This is a genomic window from Micromonospora sp. PTRAS2 (assembly GCF_054052245.1).
The window spans coordinates 125,841-138,953 of the sequence record NZ_JBSWBU010000011.1; the positions used below are offsets into that span (position 1 = coordinate 125,841).

Annotated in this window: 10 protein-coding genes; 8 read left to right on the forward strand and 2 right to left on the reverse strand. The window is 72.6% G+C overall.

The window, feature by feature from the left end:
- Positions 1 to 64 precede the first annotated feature (64 nt).
- Together ACVMYR_RS27040 and ACVMYR_RS27045 are read right to left on the reverse strand one after the other, a co-directional pair.
- A complete protein-coding gene (locus tag ACVMYR_RS27040) occupies positions 65 to 982 on the reverse strand; it encodes an aldo/keto reductase (protein WP_457123090.1) in 918 nt (305 codons plus the stop codon).
- 8 nt (positions 983 to 990) lie between these two features.
- Positions 991 to 1,914 carry an oxidoreductase gene (locus ACVMYR_RS27045; RefSeq protein WP_457123091.1) on the reverse strand — a complete coding sequence of 308 codons (924 nt, stop codon included), beginning with the start codon at positions 1,912 to 1,914 and terminating at the stop codon, positions 991 to 993.
- Positions 1,915 to 2,001: 87 nt separating this feature from the next.
- Here ACVMYR_RS27045 and ACVMYR_RS27050 point away from each other — a divergent pair, with 87 nt between their 5' ends.
- From ACVMYR_RS27050 to ACVMYR_RS27085, 8 genes are all read left to right on the forward strand, one after another.
- On the forward strand, positions 2,002 to 2,592 hold the full coding sequence (locus ACVMYR_RS27050) for a TetR/AcrR family transcriptional regulator (RefSeq protein WP_218107098.1): 591 nt from the start codon (positions 2,002 to 2,004) through the stop codon (positions 2,590 to 2,592).
- A gap of 104 nt (positions 2,593 to 2,696) precedes the next feature.
- On the forward strand, positions 2,697 to 4,229 hold the full coding sequence (locus tag ACVMYR_RS27055) for a cell wall anchor protein (protein WP_457123092.1): 1,533 nt from the start codon (positions 2,697 to 2,699) through the stop codon (positions 4,227 to 4,229).
- A gap of 74 nt (positions 4,230 to 4,303) precedes the next feature.
- The gene (locus ACVMYR_RS27060; RefSeq protein ID WP_457123093.1) at positions 4,304 to 5,683 is read left to right on the forward strand and encodes an AAA family ATPase; all 1,380 of its coding nucleotides are present in this window, start codon (positions 4,304 to 4,306) and stop codon (positions 5,681 to 5,683) included.
- Entirely contained in the window at positions 5,680 to 7,026 is a 1,347-nt protein-coding gene (locus ACVMYR_RS27065) for a hypothetical protein (RefSeq protein WP_077936973.1), read from the forward strand. Before ACVMYR_RS27060 ends, ACVMYR_RS27065 begins: the two co-directional genes overlap by 4 nt.
- Positions 7,027 to 7,041: 15 nt before the next feature.
- Positions 7,042 to 7,839, forward strand: a complete 798-nt coding sequence (locus ACVMYR_RS27070; protein ID WP_431894544.1) for a DUF4184 family protein — start codon at positions 7,042 to 7,044, stop codon at positions 7,837 to 7,839.
- Between the two features lie 500 nt (positions 7,840 to 8,339).
- Complete coding sequence (locus ACVMYR_RS27075; RefSeq protein ID WP_457123094.1) at positions 8,340 to 9,797, forward strand: arabinofuranosidase catalytic domain-containing protein; 1,458 nt, start codon at positions 8,340 to 8,342, stop codon at positions 9,795 to 9,797.
- A 50-nt stretch (positions 9,798 to 9,847) separates the two neighbouring features.
- Positions 9,848 to 11,770, forward strand: a complete 1,923-nt coding sequence (locus tag ACVMYR_RS27080) for an alpha-L-fucosidase (protein ID WP_077936976.1) — start codon at positions 9,848 to 9,850, stop codon at positions 11,768 to 11,770.
- A 215-nt stretch (positions 11,771 to 11,985) separates the two neighbouring features.
- The gene (locus ACVMYR_RS27085; RefSeq protein ID WP_457123095.1) at positions 11,986 to 13,074 is read left to right on the forward strand and encodes a lytic polysaccharide monooxygenase; all 1,089 of its coding nucleotides are present in this window, start codon (positions 11,986 to 11,988) and stop codon (positions 13,072 to 13,074) included.
- The last annotated feature ends 39 nt before the right edge of the window (positions 13,075 to 13,113 follow it).

Here is a 13,113-nt window from a genome sequence, read left to right on the forward strand (position 1 = left end):
GCGGCCCGACCCGCGCGAGACCGGCGGCTGGGCCGGGGCGGCCCGACCCGCGCGAGGCCAGTGACTAGGCCCAGGGCAGCCGCGACCGGTCGGCCCAGTAGCGGTCGGCGGGCACGGCCAGGCCCGCCCACCGGTCGGGGTCGCCGGTGCACTCCTGCGCCCGCAGGTTCGAGGCCAACTGGTCGCCGGTCGCGGCTCCGGAGAGCACGACGGTCGCCCACGGCTGGCGCAGCGCCGCCGCGAGCGCGGCGGCGTCGCCGGGCGCGTGCTCGCCCACGGCGAGCCGGCCGTTGGCCAGCGCCTCCTTCACGATGACCAGGCAGCCGGCCGCGTGCGCCTGCGCGAGCGCCGGGCCGGCGCTGGGCTCCAGGAGATTCCAGGTCGCCTGCACGCTGCGGAACAGCGGCCGACCATCGACCCGGACGCCGAGCGCCGCCCGGATCGTCTCGGCCTGCGCCGGGCCGCTGGTCGACAGCCCGACCACCGTGCCCTGCGCGCCGAGGTCGGCGAGCCGCCGGTGCAGGTCCGCGTCGTGCAGGGCGGGGCTGTCCGGGGTGACCGAGTGGATCTGGTAGAGGTCGAGGCGGGCGCCGAGCAGCGCCCGCGTCTCGCCGAGCTGCCGGGTGAACGTGGCGACGCCGTGGTCCTTGGTCTCGTGCACCTCGGCGTCGACCCGCCACCCGGCCGTGTAGGTGTAGCCCCACTTGCTGCCGACGACGACGTCGTCCGCCTCCGGCCGGGCGTGCAGCCACTGGGCCAGGAACTCCTCGGCCCGGCCGTAGGAACGGGCGACGTCGACGTAGCGGACGCCGGCCGTGTACGCCCGGTCGAGCAGCTCGTGGGCGCGGGCCCGCATCGCCTCGACGGAGCGCTCGGCTGGCAGGTCGGCGGCCCGGCCGAGATTGATGTAGCCCGGCCGGCCGACGGCCGCCAGCCCCAGCCCGATCCGCGAGGCCCCGGCCAGCCGCTCGACGATGTCCATGATCCCATCTAACACTCCGGCGGGACGTCCACTCCGGTGAGCTGCGCGGAGCGGGCCCACAGCCGCGCCGCGAGGTCGGGGTCGGTGGCCGCCCCGGCGAGCGTCTCGAACGTCGGCCGGGCTGGGCGGGGCGGCCGACCCGGTCCGATGTGGCGGCCGGTGGGCGCCGCAGGCTCGGTGGCGGCGTAGAGGATCGCCGTCACGGCGTCGTCGGCCGGCCGGCTCAGGAACAGCCTCAGCACCGCTCCGACGGCGCGGATCAGGGGCGGCGAGTCGCGGTCCAGGTCGGTCCTCGCCACGCCGGGATGGGCGAGCAGGCTGCGCACCGGGGAGCCGGCGGCGCGCAGGCGGCGGTCGAGTTCCAGGGCGAAGAGCACGTTGGCGAGCTTGGAGGTGGCGTACGCGCCGCCCCGGGAGTAGCGGCGTTCGGCGGCGAGGTCGTCGAGGTCTAGGCGGCCCAGCCGGTAGAGGCCGGAGGCGACGGTGACCACGACCGGGTCGCGCCCCTCAACCAGCCGGTCGAGGAGCAGGCCGGTGAGCGCGAAGTGGCCAAGGTGGTTGGTCGCGAGCTGGCTCTCCACCCCCTGCGGGCTCAGCCGTCGGGGCACGTTGCCGATGCCGCCGTTGTTGACGAGCGCGTCGACGGTGACCCGCTCGGCGCGCAGGCCGGCGGCGAAGCGGCGCGCGGTGTCGAGGTCGAGCAGGTCCAGGTGGCGGACGTCGAGGTCCGCCTTCGGGTGCTCGGCGCGCAGTCGGTCGCGTACGCGATCGCCCTTGCCGGTGTCGCGGACCGCCATGATCACGCGGGCCCCGCGTGCCGCGAGGTGGCGGGTGATCGCGACCCCGAGGCCGCTGCTGGCGCCGGTGACGACGATCGTGCGGCCGGTCTGGTCGCGCAGGTCGGCGATGTTCCAGGTGGCGGCGTGAGCCATGGACCCCTCCCGGGAGTTAAGTGGATTACCTATCCGATTCAAGGCCACCTGAAGCGGATTGTCAATCCGGTTCGGTAGGCTGGCGGGGTGACCACACCACGTCGTGCCGACGCCGCCCGCAACCGCGACCGGGTGCTGGCGACCGCCCGACTCGCGGTGGCCTCGGGCGACCTGTCCCTGCAGCACAACGACATCGCCCGCCGCGCCGGCACCGGCGTCGGCACCGTCTACCGGCACTTCCCGACCCGCCGCGCGCTGCTGGAGGCCCTCGCCGAGGACACCTTCACCGCGCTGCTCGACGACGCCCGGTCCGCGAGGCGCCACGACGACCCGGGGACCGGCGTCGAGATCCTCCTGCGGGCGCTCCTGACGCGGCAGCTGGCCGACCCGGCGTTCGCCGAGGTGATCGCCGGGGAACCGGAGCAGGACGCCGACCCCGGCACCACCGCCCGCCGCGCCGAACTCGGTGAGCTGGCGCGGGCCGTGCTCGACGACGCCCGACGGGCCGGCACGCTGCGCCCCGACCTCACCGAGGACGACCTGCGTCATCTCCTCTGTGGCGTGGCCTTCGCCGTGCGTATCGGCGACGGGCCCGACGAGCGGGCCGACCGCTACCTGCGGGTCCTCCTCGACGGCCTCCGGCCGACGCCGGGCAACCCGGTTGACCGGCGGCGATAGCGTCACCTGCGCTGATCCCGCAGCGCGGTACGGGTCACCACGGCGGCGGAATCCGTGAGAGCCTGACCGCACCCCCGTCCGCCCTCCCGACCGGAGGCACCGCCATGCACCCGCACCCCGCCCGCCGCTGGCTCGCCGGGTTGGCCGTGGCCGGCGCGCTCGTCGCGACCCCCACCGGCGCCGCCGTCGCCGCCGCACCGGCCGACGAGGTGACGCTCTACGCCAACGACGTGACCGTCGCCCCCGGCGGCCCGCAGAGGTGGGTCTCGCTGCGCGCGCTGCCGGACCGGGCCTTCGGCACGTACACGGTGCGGGTGGACCGCAGCGCGGTCGCCGCGTTCGCCGAGGTCGCCGAGGACGACCGGGGCTCCTGCACGACGGCGGGCGACGTCATCACCTGCGCGATCACCGACGACGGCGAGGATTCGAGCCTGGTCAGCCTGCCGGTGACGGCGCGGGCGGGCGCGGAGCCGGGCCGGCAGGGCACCCTGGCGTTCACGGTGACCGCGCCCGGCGTGGGCACGGCGACCTACGAGTCGACCGTCAGCACGGGCGAGGGGGTCGACCTCGTCGCCGACCGGCAGCTCCCGCTCGACGGCCGGCCCGGCGCCCTGGTCGACGTGCCGCTGGTGGTGACGAACCGGGGCACGACGACCGCCCGCGGCGCGGTGCTGTACCTGTCCGGCTCCTACGGGTTCACCCCGGGGAAGCGCTACAGCAACTGCGAGTACGTCGACCCGACCCTCGACGACAGCAGCTTCGCCTGCATCTTCGACGACGAGCTGGCTCCCGGCGAGACGGTCCGGGTGGACCCGACGTTCGGCGGGACGATCCCCGCCGACGCCTGGGCCCCGAACCTGCACTACAGCTTCGCCGTGTGGTTCACCCCGGCCGACTGGGCGGAGTTCCGGGCCCAGCACGGGCCGGCCGAGCCGTTCGGCCGCAAGGGCACCGACGCGGCCCTGAAGCTGGTGCCGGCGGGCGGCGCGCAGGCGCGCGCGGCCGGTCAGACCGACACCAGCCCCGTCGACAACGAGACCCGGGTCACGCTGACCGTCGCCGGTGACCAGCGCGGCGACGCCGCCGCGCAGGGCGCCACGGTCACCGGCGCGGTCGGTGCCACCGTGCCGATGACCGTCGGCTACCGCAACAACGGCCCGGCGCGCGTCGGGCCCAACGGCCAGCGGGGGCTCAACATCGCCACCATCGTGACGCTGCCGGAGGGCGTCACGGCCGTGACCGTGTCGAAGTCCTGCGTGGATCCGGACGAGGACGAGTGGCAGCCCGGCAAGCCCGGCGCCCGGGTCTACGAGTGCTCCGCCCGGGGCACGATCGGCGAGGGCGAGCGGGTGACGTTCGAGTTCGCGCTGCGCATCGACCGGGCCGGCAGCCGGACCGGCACGGTGAAGCTGCACACCTTCGACGGCGACGGCCCGGTCAAGGACCTCGACCCGACCAACGACACCGCGCAGATCACGGTGAAGCAGGCCGGCGGCACCGGGGGCGGCGACGACGGGTCGCTGCCGATCACCGGTGTGCCCACCGGGCTGATCGCCGGCCTCGGCGGGCTGCTGATCGCCGCCGGCGCGGGCGGCTACCTGCTGGCCCGCCGTCGCCGCACCCGCTTCGTCGCCTGATCCGGCACGCACCGCGGCGTCGCCGTCGATGCCCGCCGGTTGTCGCCACGCCCAGGGCAACGATCCGTGCGAATATGGACGACGTGAAGCCGAAGTGGTGGCAGGTGTTCGCCGCCGGGGTCACGGTGACGCTGCTGGGTCTCTGCGCGATCGGGGTCGGCACCGTCGGGCTGGGGGCCGCCGACCAACTCGCCAGCGTCGGATCGTTCGCTCTCACCGGGGTCGGCACTCTGGTCACCGTCGCAAGCCTGGTGCAGGCGGTCCGGCAACAGCGGCAGCGACCCCTCGTGGTGGGGCCCGCCGAGCCGCCGCCCCCCGCACCGCCGTCCGGGGTGGCTCCGCTGGCCGCCGACCTCGCCCGGCTCCGCGACGTCACCAACGTCGACCACGAGAGACTCTTCGGCGTCGACGAGGCGATCGACAGGCTCGGCGAGAGCCTGCGCAACCCGGGCGGCGCTTCGATCATCTCCATCTTCGGCGGCGCCGGCGTGGGAAAGACCGCGCTCGCGTACGAGCTGATCAGGCGGCACGCGGAGGAAGCCGGCTTCCGCCGCGTCGCGAGCGTTTCGGCGAAGTTCAGCCACATCGACCGGGTCGGCCATCTGGAGCGTGACGCCGAGCGCGAGAACGTCGACTGGCATGCCCTGCTGGTCGAGCTGGCCCAGCAACTCGCGCAGGGCTCGGACTTCAACGACACGCTCATCGAACAGCAGCTTCCGCAGGCCATGCCCGCCGAGCCGTGCCTGATCGTCGTGGACAACCTCGAAACCAGGGAGGCCGAGGTCGCGGTCCGGTACCTCGCCGGTTCGGGCATCCTCGACCCGCACAAGGTCGTCATCACCACCCGGGAGGCGGTGGCGGGCACCGGCGTCGGCCGCCTGCGCGAGCTGACCTGGGACGGGCCCGACCACGCAGCCGCCTCGGCCTACGCGCGCTATCTGGTGGCCGACGACAGCCTGCTCGACCCGCGCAAGAGCGACCTCGACGACGTGGTCCGGGCAGCCGAGCGCACGCCACTGTTGATTCAGATCATCATCAACCAGGCCAGGGTCGAGCGGTTGCCCATCCGCGACGTCATCGGCCGGCTGCGCGACGTCAGCGGCAACCTGGGCAGGGCGGTGTGGACGTACTGCTACGTAAACTCGCTCAACGTGCTGGAACAGAAGCTCCGCGATCCGGGCCTGCCGGAGGAGAGCGCCCGCGAACAGGCTGCCGACACCGTCGCCAACCTCATGGCGGTCTTCTGCTTCCGGCCGGCCGGCAGCAGCATCGCGTCCGAGGACTTCTTCGAGCTGAGCCAGATCGGGGACCGGGAGGCATTCCTCCGCGCCCGGGCGATGGCGTGCCGGCTCGCGCTGGTGAAGTCGCTGAGGAACAACGAACGGTTCACGGTCCACTCGCTGCTGCGGGAGTTCTACTGTGCGCAGCGGGGGCCCTGTGGATCGGCCTCGTGAGCGCCCCCGGGTTCGACGCCGCGCAGTGGCGGGCGAGGATCGACGCCCGCGCCAACAGTCGCGAGCGGTGGACGGCCAACATCCAGGGTTTGACCCGGAAGGTGCGGCAGCGGAGGGCCTCGCAGCTCCAGCGGGACTTCACCGACTACGTGTTCAACGTCAACGAGTTGGCCGCTCGGCCCGCCCTCGTCGACGCGGACACGCTCGCCGCCTACTTCACGGAGTTCGGCCGCCTCGCCGCCAACCTCGGCGAGCCGGCCAACGACCGGCAGGTCGCCGACGGGCTGGAGCGGGCCATCGCCGTGCAGCGGGAGAACGGCGGTGACATCGCGGGGCTCTGCCTGGCCAAGGCGGCCTTCCTCGCGTTGCGCGAGACCGACAGCGCCGAGCGGCTCGACGCGATCCTGACTGCGATCGACGTGTCGCCGACCGGCTCGGACGCCTGGGCGACGGCGATCGTCGCGCTCGCGGCCTACCAGATCGAGGTGAGCCGCTACGACGACGCGATCAGCACGGTGGCGCGACTGCGCACCGCGATGCCCGCCGAACGCTACGAGCGGACGTTCCGGTGCGCGTCGTTGGTGTATGAGGGGATGGCCCGGTTCACCTCGTTCCGGGACATCGACCGGGCCCGCGAGGTGCTCACCGAGGCGTGTGCGTACCGGGAACACGCGGACGACCTGGCGATCGCGCGGTGGGTCGCCACCGCGTACCACTATCTCGCGCGGATCGCCGAGGTCGACCGGCAGTTCCAGACCGCGATCGACCTCTACCTGTTGGGCAAGCAGTTCCAGGACCGCTGCCCGGAGGAGGTCGAAGCGGACGCGTTCATCCAGCTCAGGATCGCCGAGCCGCTCATCGCGGCCGGCACCCGGAAGCTGGCGAGGGACCACCTGGACGAGGCGCGGCGGCTGGCCTTGACCGGCTCGAACGTCAGCTCGGCCCGGCTGCAGGTGGAGCTCGGGTTCGCGATGCTGCGGGCTGCCGACGGCGACATGCGCGAGGCGGAGCTCCTCGCCGTGGAGGCGCTGCGGATGGCGCGACGCGTCGCCTTCTGGCGCGGGGAGCTGCTCTGTCTCGGATACCTTCTGGTGCTGGGCATCCGCCGCCGACGTCCGGACAAGATCCTCGCCGTCGGGTTCCGCATCCTCGGGACCGCCTTCTTCGGCGAGCTGCGCCGCAACGGCCTGTTGAAGTTGCTGACCCGGATCCCCGTCGTGGTGCCGATCGCGGTGCGCCGGATGTCGCGACGCCCGACGGCGGAGGGTGAACCCGCCGTCCGGTGCGGCTGTCCCCTCCACGACCGCGGCTCCACCGGCGCGGCTTCCGGTCGACCCACGTGACCGGGTGACCGCCGGATGCCCTTCACCGGTTCTCACCCGGCCGCTGTCCTGCCGTTCGCCCGGTCGGCGATGCCCCTGTCCGCGCTCGCCATCGGCAGCATGGCACCCGATCTTCCCCTGTACGCGCCGATGCCGTACACCACGCGGCTGAGTCACCACCTCGTCGGCGTCGTCACCGTCGACGTGCTGGCCGGTCTCGTGGGGTACGTCGTCTGGATCGCGCTGTTGCGACCGCTCGTCGTGGCGTACGCGCCGTCGGCCGTCGGCCGCCGGGTCCGCCCGGCCCCGGCGGCGGGACCCGGCCGGGTGGTCGCCGCGCTGGGAGTCGGCGCGCTCACGCACGTTCTGTGGGACGGCTTCACGCACGGCGGCGGGTGGGGCACCCGGCTGGTCCCCGCGTTGGACGAGCGGATCGGGGCGCTTCCCGCCCACGAGTGGGCCCAGTACGCCAGCAGCCTCATCGGGGCGGCGGCGATCTGCTGGTGGGCGGCGCGTCGGTGGCGGACGGCCACCGAGGTCGGCGATCCGCAGCGACCGGCGGCCGAACGGCTCGTGCCGAGCCGCCCGCTCGCCGCCGCCCTGGTCTCGGTCGGCGTCCTCGCGGGTGCCGCCCTCGGATTCCGGTACGGCGTCGCCCAGCCGGACCCGGTCCGCAGCGCGCTCTTCCACGTGGCGGTTCGCGGCACCGACGTCGGCCTCGTGATCACGCTGTGCATCGCCCTGATCCACCGCCGCGCCGCTCGGCGTCACCAGGCCGGGAGCGACCGGCGATCCGGTCGCCGAGGCGGCCTGGGACCACGCCGAGCGGATTAGCCCGCTGCTGCCGGGCGACACGTGCGGCGTGCTCCCATCCGCCGGAGCACTACCAGGTCTCGGCGGGGCGTGCCCTTCGCCCACATCGAAACATATGGTGTTAACGTTCACACGGCAAGAGTCGGTTCTTGCAGATCGCTCACCCGCCCCGTGGCCCCGCCGCGCCGTCCGCCCCTGGTGGGACGGCCGACCGTCGATTGACCGTGGGTGGCTCGGTGCGGGCGGCGTCGGTCGACGAGACCATTGACATCATCCGATGTGAACGTTAACTTTCTCTCGGTGCAGCGGCGCGGGTCACGTCCGCTGCCGCGAATCCGGCTGGTCAGCGGCCCCCGGCGTCCGGGCCGCCGGCCACGCCGGCACCGGGCGGCGAGTCCCCCTCCGGGCCGCGCTGCGCCGGTCACCTACCGCCCCTCGGAGTCCGGGTCCCGACAGGCGGCGCACGGGCCCACCCCGTCCGGGCCCGATCCCTGCATCTCTGTTTGCATCTGGAGGGCTCCATGAAACGTGGCAAAGCATGGCGTCGCCTGCCGGGGCTGGTCGCGGCCCTCGCGACGCTGGTCCTGGTCGGCGGCGGCCTGGTCGGCACGCGGTTGGCGACCGCCGCCGCAGCCGGCTGCCAGGTCACCTACGCGGTCAGCTCGGAGTGGCCGGGCGGCTTCGGCGCGAACGTGACCATCACAGACCTGGGCGACCCGGTCAGCAGCTGGCGGCTGACGTGGAGCTTCGGGGCCGGGCAGACCATCACCCAGCTCTGGAACGGCTCCTACACCCAGTCCGGTGCGCAGGTGACCGTCACCAACGTGTCCTACAACGGCAGCATCCCGACCGGGGGCAGCACCTCGTTCGGCTTCAACGGCGCGTCCAACGGCAGCAACCCCGTGCCCACCTCGTTCGCGCTCAACGGCACGACCTGCACCGGGGGCGTGACGCCGACGACCCCGCCGACGTCGACGACCCCGCCGCCGACCACTCCACCGCCGACCACCCCGCCGCCGTCGACGCAACAGCCCTGTGACATCTACGCGGCGGGCGGCACGCCGTGCGTGGCCGCGCACAGCACCACCCGGGCGCTGTACGGCGCGTACAACGGGCCGCTCTACCAGGTGCGGCGCGGGTCGGACAACACCACCCGCGACATCGGCCCGCTCGCGCCCGGCGGGGTCGCCAACGCCGCCGCGCAGGACTCCTTCTGCGCCGGCACCACCTGCCTGATCACCATCATCTACGACCAGTCCGGTCGCGGTAACAAGCTCACCCAGGCCCCGCCCGGTGGGTTCTCCGGCCCCGCCCCGGGCGGCTACGACAACCTCGCCGACGCCACCCTTGCGCCGACCACGGTCGGCGGGCACAAGGCGTACGGCGTCTACGTCGCCCCCGGCACCGGATACCGCAACAACAGCACCAACGGCATCGCCAAGGGTGACCAGCCCGAGGGCATGTACGCCATCCTCGACGGCACGCACTACAACGGTGGCTGCTGCTTCGACTACGGCAACGCCGAGACCAACAGCCGCGACAACGGCAACGGCACCATGGAGGCCATCTACTTCGGCAACAACAAGGTCTGGGGCTACGGCGCCGGCAACGGCCCGTGGATCATGGCCGACCTGGAGAACGGCCTCTTCTCCGGGGTGAACCAGAAGTACAACGCCAACGACCCCAGCATCAGCCACCGCTACCTGACCGCCATCGTCAAGGGTGAGCCGAACCACTGGGCCATCCGGGGCGGCAACGCCCAGTCCGGTGGCCTGTCGACCTTCTACAACGGCGTGCGGCCCAACGTCCCGGGCTACAACCCGATGAAGAAGGAGGGCGCGATCATCCTCGGCATCGGCGGCGACAACAGCCACGGGGCGCGCGGCACCTTCTACGAGGGCGTGATGACCTCCGGCTACCCGTCCGACGCCACCGAGAACGCCGTCCAGGCCAACATCACCGCCGCCGGCTACCGGTGACCCGGTTTCCCCCCATGCCACCCCACCCCCGTCCCTCCAGGAGATCCCTCATGTCCTCGTCATCCCATCGACTGACCCGTCGCGGCCTGCTCATCGCGAGCGGCGCCACCGGCGTCGCCGCCGCCACCGGCCTGCTCGGCGTCCGCAATGCCCTGGCCACCGCCGGGCCGCAGAGCTACACGCCGACCTGGGCGTCGGTCGACCAGCACCCGCCGGCCGCCGAGTGGTTCCAGGACGGCAAGTTCGGCATCTACTACCACTGGGGTGCGTTCGCCGTCCCCGCGTTCGGCAACGAGTGGTACCCGCGCAACATGTACAACAACGGTTCGTACGAGAACAACCACCACAAGAGCGTGTTCGGCGACCCGTCCGCGTGGCCGTACCACAACTTCATCAACGGCGCCCGCGACAAGGCGGGCAACTGGGTGCAGTTCGCGCCGAAGCTCAAGTCCGCCGGCGGCAACTGGGACCCCAACGAGTGGGCGCAGCTGTTCGTCGACGCCGGGGCGAAGTTCGCCGGCCCGGTCGCCGAGCACCACGACGGCTACTCGATGTGGAACAGCAGGGTCAACGAGTGGAACTCCGTGGCGACCGGCCCGAAGCTGGACCTGCTGCGGCTGCACGCCGACGCCATCCGCGCCAAGGGCCTCAAGCTGTTCGTCTCGCTGCACCACCAGTGGAACTTCGGCGGCTACTACCAGTACGTGCCGCAGCAGTCCAGCACCACCCTGCGCAAGCTGTACGGGCAGCTCGACAACGCCACCGAGCAGCAGCTGTGGACCGACAAGCTGCGGGAGGTCATCGACGGCTACCAGCCCGACCTGATCTGGCAGGACCTCTATCTGGGCCGCATCGACGAGGCGCGCCGGCTCGACTTCCTGGCGTACTACTACAACAAGGCCGTCGCGTGGAACAAGGACGTGGTGGTCACCTACAAGGACGGGTTCAACAACCGCGGCGAGGTCTACGACTTCGAGCGCGGCGGCCCGGCGGGCATCCAGACCCCGTACTGGCTGACCGACGACAGCGTCTCCAGCAGCAGCTGGTGCTACACCCAGGGGATCGGCTACTACTCGACCACCGCGCTGCTGCACGCGCTGATCGACCGGGTCAGCAAGAACGGCACGATGGTGCTCAACGTCGCCCCGACGGCCGACGGCGTCATCCCGTCCGGGCAGCAGACCATCCTGCGGGGCATCGGCGACCACCTCAAGCGGTTCGGCGAGTCCATCTACGGCACCCGGGCCTGGTCCGTCTTCGGCGAGGGCCCCACCCAGATGGGCGGTGGGTCGTTCGTCACGCCGCGCGCGGGCACCAACAAGGACATCCGGTTCACCCGCAACAAGAACAACACCGTCCTGTACGCCACCGTCATGGGCTGGCCGGGCAGCACCCTGACCATCACCACGATGACCTCCAGCCGGGTCAACCTGGGCAACCTGACCGGCGTGCAGCTGCTCGGCTCCACCGCCGGCACGTACATCAACCTGCCCCGGCCCACCCAGGACGGGGGCGGCCTGCACATCACCATGCCGTCGGCGAGCGCGCCGTACAGCGCCCTCGCGTACGTGGTGAAGCTGACCTTCGTCGGCGCGACCCCCACCCCCACCGCGTCGCCGACCGTGGCGCCGACCCCGACGCCGACCGGCACCACCACCCCGCCGCCGGCCGGCCAGGCCACCGCGAAGTACACCGTCACCAACTCCTGGTCCGGTGGCTTCCAGGCCGACGTCACCGTCACCGCCGGGGCGGCACCGATCAACGGCTGGAAGGTGTCCTGGAGCTTCCCCAACGGCCAGGTGATCAACCAGATCTGGAACGGCAGCCACACCCAGAGCGGGTCGAACGTGACGGTCTCCAACGTCGCCTACAACGGCGCGCTCGCCGCGGGGGCGTCCACCACGTTCGGCTTCACCGCGACCTGGAACGGCACCAACAACCCGCCGGCCAGCATCACCTGCACCACCAGCTGACCGTCCGCGCCCGCGCCCGCCGGTGACCGGGCCGCTGCGGCGCGGGGCGTCCGTGCCCCGCGCCGCGGCGACCCGAACTGGTCAAGATTGACTAGTTTCGATGCATGTGGGAGTCTGCCAGGCAGAGCCGCAGCGGGAGCCACGCAAGCAGGCGCGGGAGCGGGCAACTCCCGACCGTCCGGGTGTCGTCGTCCGACCTTTCCCTGGAGGGCTCCGTGTCCCATCTCGTCCGATCACGTCGCATCCCCCTCGTGGCGTGGCTGCTCGCCGTCGGCGCGGCCGCCGCGCTGCTGCTGACCACCGCGCTGGCCAACCCGGCCGCCGCCCACGGCTCCACCGTCGACCCGGCGTCCCGCAACTACGGCTGCTGGGCCCGCTGGGGCAGCGACTTCCAGAACCCGGCCATGGCCACCGAGGACCCGATGTGCTGGCAGGCCTGGCAGTACAACGCGTCGGCCATGTGGAACTGGAACGGCCTGTACCGCGAGGGCGTCGCCGGCAACCACCAGGCCGCCATCCCCGACGGCCAGCTGTGCAGCGCCGGCCACACCGGCGACGGCCGCTACAACTCCCTCGACGCGCTCGGCGCGTGGAAGACCACCAACGTCTCCAACAGCTTCAAGGTCAAGCTGTGGGACCAGGCCAGCCACGGTGCCGACTACATCCGGGTGTACGTCACCAAGCAGGGCTTCAACGCCCTGACCAAGCCGCTGGCGTGGAGTGACCTGGAGCTGGTCGGCCAGATCGGCAACACCCCGGCGTCGCAGTGGCCGACCAAGGAGAGCCAGGGCGTGTCGATCCAGGTCCCGGCGAACGCGCCGGGGCGCACCGGACGGCACATCGTCTACACGATCTGGCAGGCCAGCCACTCGGACCAGTCCTACTACCTGTGCAGCGACGTGAACTTCGGCGGCACGACGACCCCGCCGCCGACCACCACGCCGACCACGGCTCCGCCCACCACCCCGCCCGCGACGACCCCGCCCGCGACCACGCCGCCGGCCTCCGCCGGTTGCTCGGCCGTCTACAAGTCCACCGGGCAGTGGTCCGGCGGCTTCCAGGGCGAGGTCGAGGTGACCGCCGGCAGCAGCCCGATCCGGGGCTGGACGGTCACCTGGACGTGGTCCGGCGGGCAGCAGATCGCCTCCTCCTGGAGTGCCACGGTCACCACCAGCGGGTCGACCGTGACCGCCCGCAACGCCAGCTACAACGGCACGCTGGCGGCCGGGGGGAAGGCCAGCTTCGGCTTCACCGGGTCGGGGGCGGCCAGCACCCCGACGCTGAGCTGCACCGCGACGGCCTGACCGACGGCCGGGCCGCCCCCGATCCCACGTCGGGGGCGG

Coding starts and splice junctions, on each gene's coding strand:
- ACVMYR_RS27040 (WP_457123090.1), bottom strand. CDS start 982: ATGGACATCGTCGAGCGGCTGGCCGGGGCCTCGCGGATCGGGCTGGGG.
- ACVMYR_RS27045 (WP_457123091.1), bottom strand. CDS start 1,914: ATGGCTCACGCCGCCACCTGGAACATCGCCGACCTGCGCGACCAGACC.
- ACVMYR_RS27055 (WP_457123092.1), top strand. CDS start 2,697: ATGCACCCGCACCCCGCCCGCCGCTGGCTCGCCGGGTTGGCCGTGGCC.
- ACVMYR_RS27060 (WP_457123093.1), top strand. CDS start 4,304: ATGGACGACGTGAAGCCGAAGTGGTGGCAGGTGTTCGCCGCCGGGGTC.
- ACVMYR_RS27070 (WP_431894544.1), top strand. CDS start 7,042: ATGCCCTTCACCGGTTCTCACCCGGCCGCTGTCCTGCCGTTCGCCCGG.
- ACVMYR_RS27075 (WP_457123094.1), top strand. CDS start 8,340: ATGAAACGTGGCAAAGCATGGCGTCGCCTGCCGGGGCTGGTCGCGGCC.
- ACVMYR_RS27080 (WP_077936976.1), top strand. CDS start 9,848: ATGTCCTCGTCATCCCATCGACTGACCCGTCGCGGCCTGCTCATCGCG.